Here is a 19284-nt window from a genome sequence, read left to right as displayed (position 1 = left end):
GGGGCCTCGTGTTAGCGCTGGCTGAAAAGGCGGGTGAGCAGCCAGATCGGCACGACAATGATCGCGCCATAGACGATCCACAGGCCGACTTCCCTCACCGTATCCAGGCTGAGGTTCAACACCGAGCGGACCCAGTTCATGACGCCTTCGATCAGCCCGAACGGCGTCAGGCCGAGAAACGCCATAAAGGCTCCGACCAGAAGCGACAGAAAGATCAGCTTGGCGAGCACCGAGCCCGGCGACCCACCGAGAAACCGATTCATGTTCGACATTATCGCGTCCTTGCCCTCGTCTCGATCAAGATCCGATCCGACGGGATCGGATCTTGCTCTTTGTCTTGCCGCATTTTCCTTCGGCGAACCGGTATCCACTTCGCCGGAAAATGCCCCTAAGGTCGGCTGGACCTTGGCTGTCCTGTGTGCTTCATCGCAAGGGCAGACGATGAATGCAACCTGACCGAGACTTCCATGATCGACCCCGCCCTCTTCGACCCTTCGGCCATCAGCGATGAAATCCGCGCGCAAAACGCCGATATCGTGGCGAAGCTCTCGAAGCTGCCGGATCCGTCGTCAGTGCCGCCCGCTTTGGTGCGTGAGCGCCGCCGCCAGGGTTTGGGGCCGTTTCCGCTGATGCAGGAGAGCACGCGGGCGAAGGTCTTCACCATCGACGGGCCTGGCGGCCCGATTCCCCTGCGCATCATCGCACCGGACAATCCGCGCGGCGTCTATTTTCATATCCATGGCGGCGGCTGGACCTGGGGCACGGCCGACGAGCAGGACCCCTGGCTCGACCGTCTGGCCGAGCGCTGTGGCCTGGCTGTCGTCTCCGTCGAATACCGGCTCGCGCCGGAGGACCCGTTCCCCGCAGGCCCTGACGATTGCGAGGCGGCGGCTTTGTGGGTGATCCGGGAAATGGAAAGCCGCTTCGGCACGTCGCGCCTGTTCATCGGCGGCGAGTCGGCGGGCGCGCACCTCTCCGCTGTGACCATCCTGCGCCTGCGGGACAAGCACGGCCTCAAGCCCTTCCGGGGCGCGAACCTTTTTGCGGGCTGCTACGACCTGTCCCTGACGCCGAGCGTCGTGCGTTGGGGAGCTGAGCGGCTCATTCTGAACACCAGCGACGTCCGCTACTTCACCGACAATTTCTGCGGGCCTGACCGCGACCGCCGCAGCCCCGAGATCTCGCCGCTCTACGCGGACCTGACGGGCCTGCCGCCCGCGCTGTTCTCAGTCGGCACGCAGGACCTTTTGATGGACGACACCCTGTTTATGGCGACGCGCTGGGCGTCCTGTGGCAACAAGACGGACCTCGCCGTCTGGCCGGGCGGCTGCCACGTGTTCATCCGCTTCGACAGCGCCCTGTCGGAACAGGCGCTGTCGCGGATCGATGGTTTTATCGAGGGACTTTGACCGAGGTATCTCAACCTTGACGCCGGTGGAGATCGGCATAGCGACCGGACGATTGATCCAGCCGCATCGCCCCGGCTAGATGAATAATCTCGTCGTATTCCTCGACCACAATAGTGACTTCCTCGTCCTCGAGAAAGTCACATAACATCTCCAGAGCGAGACCACACTCGTTGTGATCGATATAGTCAATCACTTGATCGAGCCTGTCTGACGACAGGCGGCTCCGGAAACGTGCCGCAAGATGTCGTATCCGGTTTTCTAAGTTGCCTATCATAGAGAAAAGCATCCTCTGCGACACCGGAGTGGATTTAAAGCTTGCTGGCTGAAACCAAAAGGCTGATCAGATCTAATCCGCGCTGGCGGCGGAGGGGCGCTGGGTCACGCCGATCTTGGCGGCGGCGATGACGGCCTGCGTGCGGCTGTCGACACCGAGCTTGTCGAGAATGGCCGAGACATGGGCCTTCACCGTTGCCTCGGAGACGCTCAGCTCATAGGCGATCTGCTTGTTGAGCAGGCCCTCCGAGAGCATGGTCAGCACACGGACCTGCTGGGGGGTGAGGGTGCCGAGGCGGCGCACCAGATCGGCGGCTTCCTTGTCTTCAGTGGCGGTCAGGTCCACGTCGGCCGGGGTCCAGGTGTCGCCCGCGAGCACCGCTTCGATAGCCCCGCCGATGTTGTCCACATCGACCGATTTCGGGATGAAGCCCGAAGCGCCGAATTCCATGGCGCGGCGGATGACGGTCGCTTCCTCGTTCGCCGAGACGATGACGACGGGAAGCTCGGGATGCTGGGCCCTCAGCGACAGGAGGCCGGAAAAGCCCTGGACGCCGGGCATCGTCAGATCGAGGAGGATCAGGTCGACGTCCCGTTCCTGGCCGAGCGTGGCGTTCAGCTCGTCCATGCCGTTCGCCTCGACCACCCGGGCCTTCGGCATCACTGAGGCGATGGCCTGCCGCAACGCGCCGCGGAACAGAGGGTGGTCGTCAGCGATGATGATCGTGGCGGTTTGACTTTGCACTCGGTCTTCTCCCACGCAGCCCAAAAGCCTTAGCCGCATCCCTATCGACATGGCAAGGTTGTGATGAAAGCCATGAACACTCTACTTTCAACTGCATGACGCAAGGGAAGATCACGCCCCGATCAGATGAAAGACGATCTCGCGGCGATGCGGCGCATCCCGGTGCTCGACGAGATAGAGGCCCTGCCAGGTCCCCAGCACCATTTGCCCCTCCATGACCGGAATGCCGATGCTGATGCCGCTCAACATGGTCCGGATATGGGAGGGCATGTCGTCCGGCCCCTCGAGGGTGTGGATGTAGTCGCTGTCCCGGGGGGCGAGGCGGTCGAAGGCGGTCATCAGGTCCTGGCGCACGTCTGGGTCGGCGTTTTCCTGGATCAGGAGAGAGGCCGAGGTATGCCGGCAATAGACCGTGAGGAGGCCGTGCAGGATGCCGGTGCCGAAGACCCAGCGGGAGACGGCCTCGGTAATGTCGACAAAGCCCGGCCCCTTCGTTTCGACGAAGAGCCGGCCGTTGGCCTGCTGTGTCACGCTGCCTTCGGTAATGGTGTCGACGGACAGCATCGTCATGACTGTCGGCCCTCCGTTCGCTGGCCTTTCAAGGGGTGAATTTCCTTCTCGCCGCGTGCGAGGATCTTTTCCAGGGTCTCGATCCGGTCCGCCTCAGCGGGCGGCTTGTCCCAGCGAATGCGGTTGATGCGGGGGAAGCGCATGGCGACGCCGGATTTATGCCTCGTCGAGCGCTGCAATCCCTCGAACGCCACTTCCAGCACGAGGCCGCGATCCTTGCCGTATTCCACCTCCCGCACCGGCCCGAAGTGGTTGACGGTGTGGTTGCGGACATAGCGGTCGAGCTTCATCAATTCCTCGTCCGTGAAGCCATGATAAGCCTTGCCGACGGGAACGAGTTCCTCGCCCTCCGGGCCATCGCGCCAGACGCCGAAGGTGTAGTCGGAATAGAAGGACGAGCGCTTTCCGTGCCCGCGCTGGCCATACATCATGACCGCGTCGACGAGATAAGGATCGCGCTTCCACTTGTACCAATAGCCCTTGGGCCGCCCCGGCAGATAGGGACTGTCCGCGCGCTTGATCATGCAGCCTTCGATGGCGTCCGCATCAAGGCCAGCGCCGACGAAAGCGGGGTCGGAGCGGGCGGCTGCCAAGTCATCCCACGAAGCGAAGGGCACCATGGGTGAAAGATCGATGCGCGGATGGTTCAATCGCGCGACCAGCGTCTCGAGCCGCTCACGGCGCTGCATGAAAGGCAGGTCGCGCAGATCCTCGTCGCATTCGGTGAGAATGTCGTAAACGCGTAAGTGGGCCGGAAACTCGCTCATGAGTTTGGCCGTGACCGCTTTGCGGTTCAGGCGCTGTTGCAGCACGTTGAAACTCTGCACGCGCCCGTTGCGGACGATCAGTAATTCTCCGTCGATGGCGGCTTCGAAATCGAGTGCTTCGACGAGATCGGGAAAGGCGGCAGAAACATCCTCGCCGGTGCGCGAATAGATGCGCCGCGCTGGGAGTCCATGGTCGGATATTCCTGCGACAGCTTGCAGGCGGATGCCATCCCATTTCCACTCGCCGACGAAATCCGCGGCATTGAGCTTCGCCATGTCTTCGTCTTCCAGAGGATGCGCCAGCATCGGCGGGCGGAAGGGGGCAGGGTTGCCGGATTCAGGCTTGTCCGCCCGGCCTTCGACCCAGGCGAAAAGGTTCTCGTAAGGCGGCTCCAGTCCGTGCCAGATCAGCTCGATCTCGTCGGGCTCGATTTGCCCAAGTTGCGCGACGGCGGTTTTTGCAAGCCGCGCCGAGACACCGACACGCAACTCGCGCGTGATCAATTTCAACAGTGCCCATCGCCCGGTTTCATCGAGCGCATCGAGCCACGATGCCACGCGCGCGGGGAGTTCGCTTTTGCCGGTGGTGGCGAGTGCCTCGACGACTTCCGCGATGGTCGGAACCGAAGGCGGGTTGTTGTGACCGAGAAGCGCCTCTCCTCCCACTTGCGGCGAGGAGACGTGCGGCGTAGGCCAAATCAGCGCCGCCGTCTCCGCGAGATCGCCCACGTAGTGATAGGACATGCGAAACAGCACCGGATCGGTGCGCTCTTCCACGAGACCGCGGATCAGGCCGGGCTTGGCCTCCTTGAACATGAGTGCGTTCGTCAAAGCCGCGAGCGCATAGCCCCGATCAGGATCGGGCGTGTGACGGAAGTAATCCGTCATCAGCCTGAGCTTCGCGTTGCGGCCAGGCTCGTAGACCAGACGGTCGAGGAGGGCGGCGAAACGGTTCATGCGGCCGCTCCTTCCGCCTCTTCCGCTTCATCGCCATAGCCGAGCATGTGCAAGGGCCGCGCAGCGATACCATGCGGGCGGCACCAATGAACAAGTGCATCCTCCTGTCCATGTGTGACCCATACCTCGCCCGCGCCGGTCTCAATGATCGTCCGGCACAGGTCGTCCCAATCGGCGTGGTCCGAGATGACCAGCGGCAGCTCAACGCCGCGTTGTCGCGCGCGGGCCCGCACGCGCATCCAGCCGGAGGCGAAGCAGGTGACGGGATCCGGGAAACGGCGCGACCAGAGATCCTGAATGGAGGTGGGCGGGCAAATGACGATAGCGCCCGCGAATTGCGCGCGATCCGCGCTGCCGACCTTTGGCGTGTCGCCAAGGGGAATGCCTTCGCTCTTGTAGAGATCGGTCAGACTTTCCATCGCGCCGTGGAGATAAATCGGCTCGCCGTAGCCTTCCTCACGCAGCATTCCGATGACCCGCTGCGCCTTTCCAAGCGCGTAGGCCCCGACGATGTGGGTGCGCTCGGGAAAGAGGGCGACGGAGTTCAGAAGCTTTCGCACCTCGCTTCGCGCGTCGGGATGGCGGAAGACCGGCAGGCCGAAGGTCGCCTCGGTAATGAAGACGTCGCACGGCACGACCTCATAAGGAAGGCAGGTGGGGTCCTGCTCGCGCTTGTAGTCGCCGGAGACGACGATGCGGGTGCCGCCTGCTTCAAGCACGATCTGGGCCGAGCCCAGCACGTGTCCCGCCGGGCTGAAGCGCACGGTCACGTCCTTGATGCGGATGTCTTCCCGCAAAACGGCGGCTTGCGTGGTGCCCGCAAAGCCTTCGCCGTAGCGCTCGCCCATGATGAGCAGCGTCTCCCGCGTTGCGAGCACCGATTTGTGCCCCGCCCGCGCATGGTCCGAATGGCCGTGGGTGATAAGCGCGCGCTGCACCGGGCGGACCGGATCGATGTGAAAATCGCCGAGGGGGCAATAGAGCCCCTGCGAGGTCAGGGTCAGGATATCGGTGGAGCGCAGCGCCATGGTTTCAAAATATAGGATGAAAAGACGTCGATTTCAGCGAGGGTCGGTGGCGTCCGTCGCGGCTGCGCTCACTGCTTTCGGGCGGAACGCCGTGATGAATGGGCTGGTGTTGCATTTGCGTCGTTGACAGGTTGTTTCGTCTGCCTCATTGCCAAGGGAATGGCGCTGACCGCGACCCTCCGATCCTCAGGCGACCTCATAGCTGATCGCCGCTACGAATATGCCCGCGCCGCCTTCGATGAGAAGGACTTTGAGGCTGCGGCCGATCTGGCGCGGCAGGTGTTGGAGCTAGCGCCGCGTTTCGCACCCGCCCACGCGTTGCTCGGGCGGTCGCTGGCGGAGCAGGGCGCGCGGGACGAGGCGGCGGATGCGCTTCGTCAAGCTCTGAAGCTTGAGCCTCAAGATGCGCTCGGCGTCGGGCTTGATCTAGTGAAACTGGGAGCGATGGCTTCGGATCACGCGGTTACTGATGGCTATGTGCGGGCGCTCTTCGACGATTACGCGCCGCGCTTCGACAAGCACCTGACGGAAACGCTCGCCTATCGCGGTCCGGTGCTCGTCGCCGATGCACTGCGTCGCGCCTGCGCGACGAAAGGGCGTGCCGACCGCTTCGGCCTCACCCTCGATCTCGGCTGCGGCACAGGCCTCATGGCGCGGGCGCTGGAAAAGCGGATGGAATCCGTCGAAGGGGTCGATCTGTCCCCGAAGATGCTGGAGCAGGCGCGCAAGACGGGTCTCTATGCCGGGCTGCACGAGAACGAGTTGGCCGCGTTCCTCGCCGGTCGCGAAAGCGCGGAAGCCGATCTCGTCGTCGCGGCGGATGTCTTCGTCTACATGGCCTCGCTCGATGCGGTTTTTCGCGAGGCGCACCGCGTGTTGAAGCCGGGCGGGCTTTTCGCCTTCACCGTGCAGGCGCACCGGGGTGAAGGCGTCATTCTCGGAGCGGATTCCCGCTACGCCCATGGCGAGGGAATGCTCTCTCGCCTCGCCGCAGGCGTCGGGTTCAAGACCGTCCTCTTCGAGGAGGCCTCGACCCGCGAGGACCGGGGTAACCCGGTTCCCGGATTCCTCGCGGTTCTTCAGCGTTAGGATTTAGCTCTGGAAGGGCAGGGACGGGTGCGGGGTCGATTCCCAGCAGCCAAGGACCGACTGGTCGAAGTCGATGATCGAGCCGGTCATCAGGCCCGATTCAGCGCTCGTCAGGAAGGCCACGGCGCGGGCGACCTCGGCCGGGTCGAGCAAACGGCCGAAGGGCTGGCTTTTGACCGCGTTGTCAAGCCAACCGTCCTGGGCGTTGTGATAGGTCCGCATGATACGGTCTTCGCCCGGCGTGTTCATCCAGCCGATGTTGAGGCCGTTCACGCGGATGCGCCAGGGCATCAGGCTGAAGGCCGCGTTCTTGGTCAGCGTGGCGAGCGCGCCTTTCGAGCCGCAATAGGCCGAAATGAAGGGCTGGCCGCCATGGGCCGACATAGACAGGATGTTGACCATGGTGCCCTGGATCTTCTCACGGCGCATGATGGTGGCGGCGTCCTGCATCAGGAAGAAGGGCGCGCGCACGTTCACCGCGAACATGCGGTCAAACAGCTCAGGGCTCGTGTCGAAGACCGTGCCGCGGTCGGTCATGCCGGCGGCATTCACGAGCACGTCGACCCGCCCGAAGGTCTTGTCGGCGCGCTTGGCGATCTGGCGGACGTCGTCCATGTTGGCGAGGTCGGCCTGCACATATTCCGTGCGGCAGCCCTGCGCGGTGATGTCCTTGGCGACCGCCTGGCCCTTCTCGGCATTGCGGCCGCAGATGACGAGGCCGGCGGCGCCGCGCTCGGCGAGCGTGCGGGCGATGGTTTCTCCGACGCCCTGGGTGCCCCCCGTGACGATGGCGATGGCGTTCTTGAGCTGAGATGTCTGCGACATTGGCGTCACTTCTTTTTGGTTTGGCTGATAGCTCTGGATTGTTGCCCGGCTACATTTTCATTGAGATGAAGGCGAGGGATGGTGCAAGCCCGCTCAGGCGGCATCCACACCTTGAGCGTAACAAGTTCCAGCCGGCATGACGAGCGGCGAGGGAGCGCTTATGCTCGTTTCATGCCGAAAGCAGACGCCACCGCTCTCCTGCCCCCGGATTTCCGCCGCTGGTTCGAAAGCCGCGGCTGGGAGCCGCGCACGCATCAGCTCGAGCTTCTGGCGAAGGCGCGGGCGGGGCGCTCCGTCCTGCTCGTCGCGCCGACGGGCGCGGGCAAGACGCTCGCCGGGTTTCTGCCGAGCCTTATCGAGCTTTCGGGAAATGGCCGACCCGGCCGAAAGCGCCGTTCTCTTCACACTCTTTACGTCTCGCCCCTCAAGACGCTGGCAACCGACATCGCCCGCAATCTCGAAACCCCGGTGCGGGAAATGGCCCTGCCTGTCCGCATCGAGACCCGGACCGGGGATACTCCCGCCCACAAGCGCGCAAGGCAGATCGAAAGCCCGCCGGACATCCTTCTGACGACGCCGGAGCAACTAGCACTGTTGCTCGCCCATCGTGAGGCGGGCGAGCTGTTCAAGGACTTGCGCCGCGTGGTGCTGGACGAGCTGCACTCCCTCGTCACGTCCAAGCGCGGCGACCTGCTGTCGCTCGATCTTGCGCGCCTCTTCACAATCGCGCCGCACCTGACGTCGGTTGGGCTTTCCGCGACGGTGCGGGAGCCGGACGATTTGCGGCGCTATCTCGTGCCGCAACGGTCTTCACCCGCCCTTCAAGGGGAGGGTAAAAGCGCCATGGCCGATCTTGTGGTCGTGCAGGGCGGAGCCGAGCCGGATATCCGCATGCTGGAGCTGGATGAGGCGCTGCCGTTGGCAGGCCACACGGCAGCGCTTTCGATGCCGGCGATCTACGATCTCATTCGCACGCACAGGACGACGCTGGTTTTCGTCAATACGCGGCTGCAGGTGGAATACACCTTTCAGGAACTCTGGAAGCTCAACGATGATGGCCTTGCCATCGCGCTTCATCACGGCTCGCTCGACGTGTCACAGCGGCGGCGCGTCGAGGATGCAATGACGGCGGGCAAGCTGAAGGCTGTCGTGTGCACCGCGACGCTCGATCTCGGCATCGACTGGGGCGATGTGGACCTTGTGGTGAATGTCGGAGCCCCGAAAGGTGCCTCGCGCATCATGCAGCGCATCGGTCGCTCCAACCACCGCATGGATGAGCCTTCGCAGGCCTATCTCGTGCCTGCGAACCGCTTCGAGATTCTTGAATGCCGCGCTGCGCTCGATGCGGTGCATGAGGCTGCACAGGACACGCCGGATGCGCGCATCGGCGCGCTCGATGTGCTGTGCCAGCACATTCTCGGCATGGCCTGCGCCGATCCCTTTCGGCTTGAGGATCTCTATGAAGAAATCCGCTCGGCCGCACCTTATGCGTCGCTCACCTGGGAGGATTTCGAGGCCTCCGTCGCCTTCGTCGCGACGGGCGGCTATGCGCTTCGCGCTTATGAGCGCTTCGCCAAGATCGTGAAAGGAGCGGATGGACTGTGGCGCGTGCGCGATGCGCGCATCGCACAGCAATACCGCCTGAATGTCGGTACCATCGTTGAGGCGACGATGATCAAGGTGCGGCTTGGTCGGGCCTCCCGCGCGCGGCCCGGCACGGTTCTGCCGCGTGGCCGGGTGCTCGGCGACATCGAGGAATATTTCGCCGAGACGCTGACGCCCGGCGACACCTTTCTCTTCGCGGGCGAGGTGTTGCGGTTCGAGGGAATTGTCGAGGACGAGGTGTTGGTGACGCGCGCGACGGCGGGCACCGATCCCAAGATTCCATCCTATGAAGGCGGCAAGTTTCCGCTCTCGACCTTCCTTGCCGCGCGGGTGCGCGCGATCCTGGCTGATCCGTTCGAGTGGGACCGCCTGCCGCCACAGATGACGGAATGGCTGTTGCAGCAGCGCCGCCGCTCCGTCCTACCGGGTGCCAACGATCTTCTGGTCGAGACCTTTCCACGTGGCGGGCGCTTCTACATGACGTGCTTTCCCTTCGAGGGACGGTTGGCGCATCAGACGCTCGGGATGCTTTTGACGCGCCGATTGGAGCGTGCGCGGCTGAAGCCTCATGGCTTTGTCGCCAACGATTACGGCCTCGCGATCTGGGGCGCGGGCGACATCGCTGCGCGGGTCGGGCGCGAGCCGGAGTTTCTCGACGACCTCTTTGCGGAAGACATGCTCGGCGACGACCTGGAGGATTGGTTGGCGGAATCGACCCTGATGAAGCGCACCTTCCGCCAATGCGCAGTGATCGCGGGGCTGATCGAGCGCCGCTTTCCGGGCCAGCAGAAGACCGGACGGCAGGTCACCATCTCCACCGATCTCGTCTATGACATGCTGCGCAAGCATGAGCCGGACCATGTGCTGCTGCGCGCGGCGCGGGCGGATGCGGCAACGGGGCTTCTCGACGTGAAACGCTTGAGTATGCTGCTTCGGCGTATCCGGGGACGAATCGTTCACAAGGCGCTCGACCGGGTTTCTCCTTTAAGCGTGTCCGTCATGCTGGAGATCGGCCGCGAGCGCGTCTATAGGGACGATGCGGACGATATTCTGGCCGAGGCGGAAGCGGCCCTTCTCGACGAGGCTTTGGCGTGACGGCGTTGCCCCTCATCAAACAGACGGCGACCGAGATCGGGCTTCAAGACCGCGCGGCGGTGCTCGACCTGACCGGCGCGATGTGCCTTCCCGATGACGGCGTGTTGCTGGTGGCCGATCTTCATTTCGAGAAAGGTTCGTCCTTCGCGCTGCGTGGCATGATGCTGCCGCCGTACGACACCCGTGAGACCTTGAAGGCGCTGACGCGGGCAGTTGCCCGCTTCAATCCGCGCGGTGTCATCGCCCTCGGCGACAGTTTTCACGACATCGGCGGGCCGGGGCGGCTGGGCGAGGAGGAGCGCGCGACGCTCGCGCGCGTGCAGCACGGGCGCGAGTGGATCTGGGTCACCGGCAACCACGACCATCATCTGCCAGACAGCATCGGCGGCGAGGTGGTGGAGGAGATGACGCTGGGCCCCTTCACCCTGCGCCACGAGCCGCAGGAAGATGGCGCAGCCGAGATTGCGGGACATCTGCATCCCGTGGGCAAGGTGGTGATGCGTGGGCGTGCGACTCGCAGGCGGTGCTTCGTGACCGATGGCGTGCGCTGCATCATGCCCGCGCTCGGAGCTTATGCGGGCGGGTTGAATGTGTGCGATGCGGCGTTTACGCCGTACTTTCCAGATGAGTTCACCGCGCACCTCATCGGCACCGAGCGCATCTTCGCCATTGCGCGGTCGATGCTTTGCGACGATTGAGCCTCAGTCGCGCCGGAAGATGACGCTTGCGGTCCAGCCGAAAAAAACGGCGATGAGCGCGGTGAACAGGCCGTAGATCAGCCGCCAGTCACGGGCCGCTTCGCCGACCCGCTGCTCGAATCCGGTCTTGACCAGCTCGAAATGCGTGAGAGTGCGGGCCAGGATAACCGTGTCGGCAAAGAGCGCGACTTCCACGTCGTATCCCCCCGGCGGGGCGATAGCGGGGAGTGAAATGCTCGCGCGGAAAATGTTGGGCGTCAGGAATGTCGCGCCGCGTTCGTCTTCGAGATAAAGGCCCTCGCGGGCTTTCAGGCGAAGGAACGCATCGCGGAACCGCTCGTCGCTCTGCCCGCGGTCGTTGGTGAAGTCCGGTGCGTCAATGATGGCGTGAAGGCCGATCTTCTGGCGCTGGCGCAGTGCATCGGTCGTGATCTCCGAAATGGGGCGCGATGCGAGAACATTCAGATAGGCGGGGGCCATGGGAAATTTCTGCTGCTCGCGATTGAGCCAGACGGGTCCCACCCGGCTCTTCTCGCGCACCACGAGAAATTGCCGCGGCCCGCGGACCGTGACCACGACGTCATAGCCTGAGGCGCGCGCGACGGTCTGCGCATCACGCTCGATGGCCCCGAAAATGGCAATCGACGTGCCGGTATAGTTCGAGTTGATGAGAACGCGATGGTTCGACAGGGACGTAATCAGCGTTTCGGCAATGGAGGGCGTCGCGAGGCCGAGGAGGATCAGAAGCGCGGCAGCGATCCTCATGGGCGCGTCTCCTGAACTGCGATGGAGAAGCGCTCCTCCGGCTTCACTGTCAGTTCCAGCGCGAAGCGCAGGCCGACCGCCAGAAGTAGGACCGCCAGGAGGAATCGAAAGAGGTCTGCCTTTAGATTGCGCCCGGCCCGTGCGCCGAACTGCGCGCCGAACACGCCGCCGACGATGAGCAGAAGGGCCAGAACGATATCGACCGCCTGGTTCGCCACCGCGTGGAGAACAAGCGCCACGAGCGTCGTGCAGATGATCTGAAATTGCGACGTCCCGACTACGACGGTAGTGGGCACGCGGAAGATGTAAAGGAGTGCGGGAACCATGATGAACCCGCCGCCGATACCTAAGAGAGCACCGGCAAAGCCGATGAAGAGGGCAAGGCCCAGAATTGGAATGACGCTGCCGTAGAGCTTGGAGCGGTAAAAGCGCATCCGCAGCGGCCAGAAGAGATAAGGAGCGTGTTGCCCGCCGCGGCGCCGGGGACGAGTGGGGCCGCCATTGCGGTTCGTCCAGAATTCCCGAACGCTTTCCTTCAACATCAGGCCGCCGACGACCATGAACAGCGTCACGTAGGACACCACGATGACGAGATCGAGCTGGCCCGCCCGGCGGGCGGCGGCGAAGAACCAGACGCCGAGCACCGAGCCGATCAAGCCGCCGAAGACCATGACGGAGCCAAGCTTGAGATCGAGCGCATTACGCCGCACGGCCCCAAGCACGCTCGTGGTCGAGGAGGCGACGATCTGAGCCGTTTGGGTGGCCACAGCCACTGCGGGCGGAATACCGAGGAAGATCAACAGCGGCGTCATGAGAAAGCCGCCGCCGATGCCGAACATGCCCGAAATGAAGCCGACCGCCGCGCCCATCGCGAGGATGAGAAGAACGTTCACGGGCATTTCAGCGATTGGCAGGTAAATTTGCACCCCGGTTCCCCTATGGCCGGTGCAGCCATGTTCTCGTTAATGGCGTCGCTCAATGCGACCTTAGAATTGCCGTTCTGAACGAAGGCTGACGGAACCGACCGAAGGGTCAGCTCCGGCTGGCGAAAATCCTGTTCAGGGCGGCGGTTTGACCTTCTTTTGCGGGCGGCACGTCGTTTGCGGTCGGATCGACGGCTCGCGGACGCCACTGCTCGACCAAGGTTTTTGCGGTGGACAGATCGGCGGCGCTGAGCTTGGCTGCCACTTCGTCCCGCTTCTTGGCCGCGTCGGTGTCGCCAAGCGCGGCGGCGAGCGCGAACCACTTGTAAGCCTTCGCGAGATCGGGACGGATGCCGAGCCCGCGGGCGAGCAGGATGCCCATGTTGAACTGACTGTCACGGATTCCGGCCTCTGCCGCCTCGCTGTACCAGCGCAGGGCCGCCGCATAGTCGGGCTTGCCGTTCGCGCCCGAGGCGAGAAGGGTTGCAAGGTTGTGCATGGCGCGGGCGTTGCCGCCCAGAGCCGCCCGCTCATACCAGGTTGCCGCAAGCCTGGCATCGCGCGCCACGCCGAGCCCCTTGTCATGCAGCATTGCCAGACGCTCCTGCGCCGGCACGAAACCGGCTTGTGCGGCCCGCTCATACAAGCGCGCGGCGAGCGCCATGTCCTGCGGAATGCCACGGCCTTCCATGGCGCGGGCTGCGATCTCGTAAATCGCCGTCGCATCACCAGACGAGGCGGCAGAGATTAGAGAAGCGGGAAGCTGCGCCGGCAGTTCCCCGACCGTGGCCGGGTCCACGCCGAATTTCGGCGCAGCGGGTATCATCAGGCTTGCCGACCGGAACAACGCTACGCTGTCCGGCGGCACAGCGGCGTTGAGCGCGCTGACCGCCACCTGCGCAATGGCGGCCTCTGCCTGCGCTTGGGCGGCGATTTCGGGTTGCACCTTGGCCGTGACGCGCTGCGCGGGCTGCCCGCTCGACAGGATCTGCGCCGTTCCAGCGGCCAGGATGAGGAAGGCAAGGCCGAACAACAGGGGGCGGCGATGCGACTCGAAAGACCGGCGGAGGCGTTCGATCAGCGAAGGCGGGGAGAGATCCTGCTCTTCATCGTCGTAGGACACATCGTCGGTCCGCGTCTCCGTAAGCTCCTCCAGTGCATCGACAGGCGCCGTCGATGTCGGCTCTGTCTGCGAAGCGCGGCGCGCCGCGGCGATGAAGGTCGCGCGGACCTGACTGAGGTTCGAATCCGGGGACGGAAATCCCGATGCAGGCGTGCTCTCCGGTTCCGGACCGCGCGCTGTCTCGGCAGAGACTTCCTCCATCTGCGACAGAGCAGCCGCGTGCAGCCTGCGAACCGCCGCTTCAAGTCGGTCGGCAGGCGCGACCTCATCGGCAGGTTGCGCGAACGACGGGTGACGCTGCATCGGCACGTGTTCCGGGAACCGGGACACGAGCGTTTCCAGGGCGTCGTGCACCGCACGCAACGTCTGCTGCGTCTTCGTCTCGGAACGGGTCTGAAGCGCCTTCAGCTCGACGAAGCCTTGCTTGAGCGCATCAAGATCGTTGTTTGCCGGGTTAGGCTGAACTTCTTTCAACGCGGCGCGCACGGCGCGTTCCGCAATGACATCCGCCTCGCTCTGAAGGGTCTTCAGATGCGCTGTGGCCTGAGCGACAACATCGCGTAGCGGTTCCGCAGGTGCGTTTGACCACTGATCTGCAAGCGTCATGAGGCGCTTTTCGAGAGCAGCGAAGGCCGCTGTCGATACGGGTTGTTCCTCCAGCCGTGTGCTGATGGTGCGCAGCATCAGCTCAACGCTCGTCGTGTCGGCCTGCTGGCCGATGCGGCGCATTTCATCCTCAAGCTGGTCGAAGCGCCTGAGCACCGGCTCCTGCGACGGCACAGACTCGGCCACCGATTGAACCTGAGACGACAGTCGAGACATCATCGCGCTCAGCGCATCGTGCTGCTCCTGGCGGCGGTCGCTGACGTTCGCCATGCGCTCAGTTAGAAGCGCCAGCTGTTCGGCGATAGGGTCTAGATTGGCGGGCTCGGGCTCCGGGCGACTCGCCAGAATGTCGATGCGGCGGCTCAAGTCCTGGATTTTTCCCGGTACGTCGTTCGCGTCCTGCGCGGCCACCGTGCGTTCGAGGGCGGAGCAAACATTTTGAAGCGACGTTTTCAGCGTAGCGAAATCGGTGCGCCCCACCTGATGTTCGCGCAACTCCGCGATCTGCCTGCTGAGGGCGGCGACATCGCCGGTCAGGCGCTCGATCTGCTGTGGCTCGGCACGGCGGGCGAGATCGTGACGCATATCGACGATCTGGCTGCTCAAGAAATCAATCACCGTGCGGTCGACACCCGTTTCGGCGATGCCATCGACCTTACGCTTGATGAGATCGATCTCGGCTCCAAGCCGCTTGTGAACGCCCTCGCCCAGATCCTCGGAAAGACCCTGGATCTGCCGCGAGAGCGAGGCCACCGCCCGCGCGATGGTCAGCATGTCCTTAGCAGAAGGGCCTTGGTCCATCTCACCCGCGATGGTGCGCAGGTTGTGGTCGAGTGCGGCGATTTCCTCGCGCGTCGCGAGGCTCCCAACATTCGCGCTTAATCGCTCGATCTCGCTGCGGATACCTTCCACGGCGGGCGTCCAGGCGGGGCTTGCCGGTTGATCGAGCTTTTCGGTGAGGCGCGACATGTCCGTGCGCAGACCGACCAGTGTTTCGGACAAGGGTTCGAGGGCCTTGATGGCCTCGTGCACCGGAAACTCGATCCGCGCGGGGGCCGGGGTCGGGCGCTCGGCGGCGGCCTGCTCGACCGCGTCAAGGCGATCCTTCAGGGCGGAGAGGGCCTGGGACAGGGCGGAGGCGATCCGGTCATGATGGTCTGCGGAGGTGCGGGTGGTCTCGTTCAGGCGCTCTTCCGCGTGTTCGATCCAGCCGGCCATGGATTCGAGTGCGACGGCCGTCCGTTCTGCCTGATCGCGCGCTTTGCGCTCGTTCTGGGCCGCGACCGCGCCCATGAGGACCTCATAGTCGTCCCGGGGGGGCTTGGAGGCGGTTCGCGTGATGCGCGCGACGATGCTCTCGAGATCCTGGAAGGCATGGCGGCGGGTCTGCTGCGGCGCCGGTTCAGGCTCCTCCGCCCGGCTGGCCAGCGTCGCGGCCAGCCACTCTTCCAGGCTCAGTCCTGCCCGGCGCGCGGCGATTTCCGCAACCTCCCGCGCATCGCGATTCAGATCGTCAGGTGTCGGGAGAACGTGTCGTCTCATGGCCGCGCCTGTGGGAAACCCAACAAGAACGAGCCTGTCCCCACGCCGGGATCCCGTCCTGACGGTTCAAAAGGGACGTGCGGCGAATCATGAAAAACCGCCGCCGGATCCTCGAACCGACGGCGCAGTTTTTGGCGAACGTAGTAAAAAAGCCGTTAAGGCGAGGGCGCTTAGCACCGGTGGCACCTCTTGAGGTGAAGTCGCCACCTTCCCCTTCGTCGCCCGCAAAGGAGAGTGCCCCTTCTATCCTTGCGCGTGTACGTGCTGGAGCGCACTTGCTGATAGCATTGCAAACGTTCTATCATTGCAATATTGAATGAATCGACGGTTCTACCGAACCACAAACGCGACCAGTCAAGACTAAGAATACGGGGCATGGCATGAACAAAGAAATTCGGGGGGATTACGCTGTCGTCTCCGACGCTTCGGAAGGTGCTAAATTTTTTACGATCGGCGATCTCGCCCGCGAGTTCGGAGTGACGCTGAGAACCCTCCGCTTCTATGAGGACCGCGGCCTTCTCTCGCCTCGCCGCGACGGCACAGCCCGTATCTATGATGTCCGCGACCGTGATCGTCTCTCGGTCATCCTCAAGGGTAAGCAGCTCGGTTTCACCCTCACCGAAATCCGCGCCATGCTGGCCGAGGATCGGCTGAATGGCGTGCCTGCCGCCAATCTCAAGCTTTCGCTCGACCAGATTGAGGATCAGATCCGCCATCTGGAGCAGCAGAAAGAAGAGATCGAGCAGGCTCTGATCGAGCTGAAGTCTCGCCGTGCGAGCCTGGCCGCCGCGGCGTAAAGCCGGGGGCGCCCTGACGACTTCTTCCGGCGGCAGACCGGTCGGGCTCATTGGCTTGACGCGGTCTCGGCCGACCGGCAGGAGTGGGCCATGAAGACAGTGGCCGCTTATTGCCTTGCAGCGCTGGCGGAAATCGCCGGCTGTTTTTCTTTCTGGGCCTATCTGCGCCAGGGAGCATCACCCTGGCTGTTGCTGCCCGGCCTTGTGGCCCTCTCTCTTTTCGCCTTCCTCCTGACTCTCGCCGACAGTCCCGCCGCTGGGCGGGCCTATGCCGCCTATGGCGGCATTTACATTGCCGCGTCGCTTTTCTGGCTTTGGGGGATGGAGAGCGTGCGCCCCGACCGCTGGGACCTCGCGGGTGCGGCCTTCTGCCTTGTCGGCACCTGCCTCATCCTGTTTGGCCCGCGCCCGGCCTGAAGTCGCATTACCAAGATAGAGACGAAGCCTGTTGCGTTAGGGGCCTGAGTAGGGCTCGCTCCGCGGGTTGCTTCCGCATGACCGGCGGTGGTGCAAAAGGCGCTCTCCCGTGTTCCGATCAACATTTCGCGCCCTACCTCTTCCCCAAGGTGACCAAATAGTTTAGATATGAACCATCCATTCGCCGGCAACCTCGTTTGGAAGGTTCCGCCGGCCCGCGATCCGACCTGGGAGGAGCTCTATGCCGGTCTATAAGGCCCCCGTCGACGATGTGATGTTTCTTCTGAACGACGTCTTTCCTATCGAGCGCTACAACAACCTGCCTGGCTTTGCCGATGCGACGCCCGATGTGGTTGAGGCGATCCTCGGCGAGGGTGCCAAGCTCTGCGAGGAGGTTTTTGCGCCGTTGAACGCAACCGGCGATCAGGAAGGTTGCCGCCGCAATCCCGACGGTTCGGTGACGACGCCGAAAGGTTTCAAGGAAGCCTATGCCTCTTACACCGGCGGCGGCTGGATGGGCCTGTCAGTACCGGAGCAACATGGCGGCCAGGGCCTTCCCTCGGTGCTCAACACCGTCATGCAGGAATTCCTGTCCTCGGCGAACCTCGCACTCGCCATGTATCCCGGCCTGACGCAGGGCGCGATTGCGGCGGTTCTGGTTCACGGCTCGGACGACATCAAGAAAACCTATCTGCCGAAGATGGTCGAGGGCACCTGGACCGGCACCATGAACCTCACCGAGCCCCATTGCGGCACGGATCTCGGCCTTCTCAAGACCAAGGCCGTGCCGAACGGCGACGGCAGCTATTCGATCACTGGCACCAAGATCTTCATCTCCGCCGGCGAGCACGACATGGCGGACAACATCGTCCACCTTGTGCTGGCGCGCATCGAGGGCGCGCCTGCGGGAACGAAAGGCATCTCGCTCTTCGTCGTGCCGAAAATTTTGGTGAACGGCGACGGTTCGCTCGGCGCGCATAACGGGGTGTCCTGCGGCTCCATCGAGCACAAGATGGGCATTCACGGCAATGCCACCTGCGTCATGAACTACGATGGTGCGAGAGGCTGGCTCATCGGCGAGGAAAATCGCGGCCTCAACGCCATGTTCGTGATGATGAACGAGGCGCGCATGGCGGTGGGCGTGCAGGGACTTTCGCAATCGGAAGTCGCCTACCAGAACGCCGTCGCCTACGCGAAGGAACGCCTTCAGGGACGCGCGCTGACTGGATCGAAATTCCCCGACAAACCGGCTGATCCCATCATCGTGCATCCGGACGTGCGCCGCACGCTGATGTCCGTCAAAGCCTTCAACGAGGCGGCGCGCGCGCTGCTGATCTGGACCGCGCTCAAGAGCGATGTGGCGCATCGCTCGTCCGACGCGGCGGAGCGCCAGTCCGCCGACGACCATATGGGTCTTTTGACGCCGGTGGTGAAAGGCGTCCTCACTGATCTCGGGTTCGAGAATGCGGTCAGGGCGCAGCAGATGTTCGGTGGCCACGGCTACGTCGAGGAATCGGGCATGTCGCAATTCGTGCGCGATGCCCGCATCACGATGATCTATGAGGGCGCCAACGGCATCCAGGCCATGGACCTTGTGGGCCGCAAGCTCGCGAAGGATGGCGGCCGCGCCGTCATGGCCTTCTTCAACGAGGTCGGTACCTTCTGTCAGGAGAATGCCAACGACGAGAGCCTGAAGGCCTTCGTCATGCCGCTGCAAAAGGGCTTGGCGGATCTCCAGCAAGCCACCATGTGGTTCATGAACAATGCCATGGCGAAGCCGGACAATGCCGGTGCCGGTGCCACCGACTACATGCATCTCTTCGGTATTGTGGCGATGGGCTACATGTGGGCCAAGATGGCGAAGGCCGCGAATACGAAGAAAGCGCAAGGCAACGGCGCAGCCGACAAAATGGACGCCAAGCTGATGACGGGTCGCTTCTTCATGGAGCGCATGATGCCGGAAACGGCGACACGCCTTGCCTGCATCTCGACCGGCGCGGACTCGACCATGGCAATGCCGGCGGAAATGTTCTGATACCGATCCCGGGGC

At 63.6% G+C, this 19284-nt stretch carries 17 protein-coding genes; 7 read left to right on the top strand and 10 right to left on the bottom strand.

Annotated elements, in window-relative coordinates; all coding sequences use genetic code 11:
- Nucleotides 1-11: 11 nt before the first annotated feature.
- Nucleotides 12-272, bottom strand: coding sequence for a DUF6460 domain-containing protein (locus HB375_RS16345; RefSeq protein WP_167674077.1), 261 nt, complete (start codon nt 270-272; stop codon nt 12-14).
- Nucleotides 273-467: 195 nt separating this feature from the next.
- Here HB375_RS16345 and HB375_RS16340 point away from each other — a divergent pair, with 195 nt between their 5' ends.
- On the top strand, nt 468-1409 hold the full coding sequence (locus HB375_RS16340; protein WP_167674076.1) for an alpha/beta hydrolase: 942 nt from the start codon (nt 468-470) through the stop codon (nt 1407-1409).
- Between the two features lie 10 nt (nt 1410-1419).
- Here HB375_RS16340 and HB375_RS16335 read toward each other — a convergent pair whose 3' ends face one another.
- The 5 genes from HB375_RS16335 to HB375_RS16315 all read right to left on the bottom strand — a co-directional run bounded on the left by HB375_RS16335 (nt 1420) and on the right by HB375_RS16315 (nt 5749).
- Nucleotides 1420-1683 (bottom strand): MafI family immunity protein, encoded by a 264-nt coding sequence (locus HB375_RS16335; protein ID WP_167674075.1) that lies wholly within the window; start codon nt 1681-1683, stop codon nt 1420-1422.
- A 72-nt stretch (nt 1684-1755) separates the two neighbouring features.
- Nucleotides 1756-2466, bottom strand: coding sequence for a response regulator (locus tag HB375_RS16330; RefSeq protein ID WP_167674093.1), 711 nt, complete (start codon nt 2464-2466; stop codon nt 1756-1758).
- A 72-nt stretch (nt 2467-2538) separates the two neighbouring features.
- Nucleotides 2539-2991 carry a secondary thiamine-phosphate synthase enzyme YjbQ gene (locus HB375_RS16325; RefSeq protein ID WP_167674092.1) on the bottom strand — a complete coding sequence of 151 codons (453 nt, stop codon included), beginning with the start codon at nt 2989-2991 and terminating at the stop codon, nt 2539-2541.
- 2 nt (nt 2992-2993) lie between these two features.
- The gene (locus HB375_RS16320) at nt 2994-4721 is read right to left on the bottom strand and encodes a cisplatin damage response ATP-dependent DNA ligase (RefSeq protein ID WP_167674074.1); all 1728 of its coding nucleotides are present in this window, start codon (nt 4719-4721) and stop codon (nt 2994-2996) included.
- Entirely contained in the window at nt 4718-5749 is a 1032-nt protein-coding gene (locus tag HB375_RS16315) for a ligase-associated DNA damage response exonuclease (RefSeq protein ID WP_167674073.1), read from the bottom strand. Before HB375_RS16315 ends, HB375_RS16320 begins: the two co-directional genes overlap by 4 nt.
- Nucleotides 5750-5908: 159 nt before the next feature.
- Between HB375_RS16315 and HB375_RS16310 the strand changes: the two genes are divergently transcribed.
- Nucleotides 5909-6838 carry a class I SAM-dependent DNA methyltransferase gene (locus tag HB375_RS16310; protein WP_167674072.1) on the top strand — a complete coding sequence of 310 codons (930 nt, stop codon included), beginning with the start codon at nt 5909-5911 and terminating at the stop codon, nt 6836-6838.
- A gap of 3 nt (nt 6839-6841) precedes the next feature.
- On the opposite strand, the gene HB375_RS16305 is transcribed toward HB375_RS16310, so the two are convergent.
- Nucleotides 6842-7663: an SDR family oxidoreductase gene (locus HB375_RS16305; RefSeq protein ID WP_167674071.1), complete on the bottom strand. Its 822-nt coding sequence runs from the start codon at nt 7661-7663 to the stop codon at nt 6842-6844.
- Nucleotides 7664-7834: 171 nt separating this feature from the next.
- Between HB375_RS16305 and HB375_RS16300 the strand changes: the two genes are divergently transcribed.
- The gene (locus tag HB375_RS16300; protein ID WP_167674070.1) at nt 7835-10363 is read left to right on the top strand and encodes a ligase-associated DNA damage response DEXH box helicase; all 2529 of its coding nucleotides are present in this window, start codon (nt 7835-7837) and stop codon (nt 10361-10363) included.
- Entirely contained in the window at nt 10360-11061 is a 702-nt protein-coding gene (pdeM, locus tag HB375_RS16295) for a ligase-associated DNA damage response endonuclease PdeM (RefSeq protein WP_167674069.1), read from the top strand. Before HB375_RS16300 ends, pdeM begins: the two co-directional genes overlap by 4 nt.
- Before the next feature lie 3 nt (nt 11062-11064).
- On the opposite strand, the gene HB375_RS16290 is transcribed toward pdeM, so the two are convergent.
- The 3 genes from HB375_RS16290 to HB375_RS16280 form a co-directional block, all read right to left on the bottom strand.
- Nucleotides 11065-11826 carry a TIGR02186 family protein gene (locus tag HB375_RS16290; RefSeq protein WP_167674068.1) on the bottom strand — a complete coding sequence of 254 codons (762 nt, stop codon included), beginning with the start codon at nt 11824-11826 and terminating at the stop codon, nt 11065-11067.
- The gene (locus HB375_RS16285; protein WP_167674067.1) at nt 11823-12752 is read right to left on the bottom strand and encodes a TSUP family transporter; all 930 of its coding nucleotides are present in this window, start codon (nt 12750-12752) and stop codon (nt 11823-11825) included. The genes HB375_RS16290 and HB375_RS16285 overlap by 4 nt, the downstream gene beginning before the upstream one ends.
- A gap of 106 nt (nt 12753-12858) precedes the next feature.
- Complete coding sequence (locus HB375_RS16280; RefSeq protein WP_167674066.1) at nt 12859-16020, bottom strand: SEL1-like repeat protein; 3162 nt, start codon at nt 16018-16020, stop codon at nt 12859-12861.
- 380 nt (nt 16021-16400) lie between these two features.
- Between HB375_RS16280 and HB375_RS16275 the strand changes: the two genes are divergently transcribed.
- From HB375_RS16275 to HB375_RS16265, 3 genes are all read left to right on the top strand, one after another.
- The gene (locus tag HB375_RS16275) at nt 16401-16817 is read left to right on the top strand and encodes a MerR family transcriptional regulator (protein ID WP_167674065.1); all 417 of its coding nucleotides are present in this window, start codon (nt 16401-16403) and stop codon (nt 16815-16817) included.
- Between the two features lie 90 nt (nt 16818-16907).
- Nucleotides 16908-17234 carry a YnfA family protein gene (locus HB375_RS16270; RefSeq protein ID WP_167674064.1) on the top strand — a complete coding sequence of 109 codons (327 nt, stop codon included), beginning with the start codon at nt 16908-16910 and terminating at the stop codon, nt 17232-17234.
- Nucleotides 17235-17475: 241 nt separating this feature from the next.
- On the top strand, nt 17476-19269 hold the full coding sequence (locus tag HB375_RS16265) for an acyl-CoA dehydrogenase C-terminal domain-containing protein (RefSeq protein ID WP_167674063.1): 1794 nt from the start codon (nt 17476-17478) through the stop codon (nt 19267-19269).
- The last annotated feature ends 15 nt before the right edge of the window (nt 19270-19284 follow it).

Source organism: Microvirga terricola (genome assembly GCF_011777495.1).
GTDB lineage: Bacteria > Pseudomonadota > Alphaproteobacteria > Rhizobiales > Beijerinckiaceae > Microvirga > Microvirga terricola.
The sequence above is the reverse complement of the archived record's forward strand: the minus strand, read 5'-3'. Positions and strand labels throughout refer to the sequence as shown.

Coding starts and splice junctions, on each gene's coding strand:
- HB375_RS16345 (WP_167674077.1), bottom strand. CDS start 272: ATGTCGAACATGAATCGGTTTCTCGGTGGGTCGCCGGGCTCGGTGCTC.
- HB375_RS16340 (WP_167674076.1), top strand. CDS start 468: ATGATCGACCCCGCCCTCTTCGACCCTTCGGCCATCAGCGATGAAATC.
- HB375_RS16335 (WP_167674075.1), bottom strand. CDS start 1,683: ATGATAGGCAACTTAGAAAACCGGATACGACATCTTGCGGCACGTTTC.
- HB375_RS16330 (WP_167674093.1), bottom strand. CDS start 2,466: ATGCGGCTAAGGCTTTTGGGCTGCGTGGGAGAAGACCGAGTGCAAAGT.
- HB375_RS16325 (WP_167674092.1), bottom strand. CDS start 2,991: ATGCTGTCCGTCGACACCATTACCGAAGGCAGCGTGACACAGCAGGCC.
- HB375_RS16320 (WP_167674074.1), bottom strand. CDS start 4,721: ATGAACCGTTTCGCCGCCCTCCTCGACCGTCTGGTCTACGAGCCTGGC.
- HB375_RS16315 (WP_167674073.1), bottom strand. CDS start 5,749: ATGGCGCTGCGCTCCACCGATATCCTGACCCTGACCTCGCAGGGGCTC.
- HB375_RS16310 (WP_167674072.1), top strand. CDS start 5,909: ATGGCGCTGACCGCGACCCTCCGATCCTCAGGCGACCTCATAGCTGAT.
- HB375_RS16305 (WP_167674071.1), bottom strand. CDS start 7,663: ATGTCGCAGACATCTCAGCTCAAGAACGCCATCGCCATCGTCACGGGG.
- HB375_RS16300 (WP_167674070.1), top strand. CDS start 7,835: ATGCCGAAAGCAGACGCCACCGCTCTCCTGCCCCCGGATTTCCGCCGC.
- HB375_RS16290 (WP_167674068.1), bottom strand. CDS start 11,826: ATGAGGATCGCTGCCGCGCTTCTGATCCTCCTCGGCCTCGCGACGCCC.
- HB375_RS16280 (WP_167674066.1), bottom strand. CDS start 16,020: ATGAGACGACACGTTCTCCCGACACCTGACGATCTGAATCGCGATGCG.
- HB375_RS16275 (WP_167674065.1), top strand. CDS start 16,401: ATGAACAAAGAAATTCGGGGGGATTACGCTGTCGTCTCCGACGCTTCG.
- HB375_RS16270 (WP_167674064.1), top strand. CDS start 16,908: ATGAAGACAGTGGCCGCTTATTGCCTTGCAGCGCTGGCGGAAATCGCC.
- HB375_RS16265 (WP_167674063.1), top strand. CDS start 17,476: ATGCCGGTCTATAAGGCCCCCGTCGACGATGTGATGTTTCTTCTGAAC.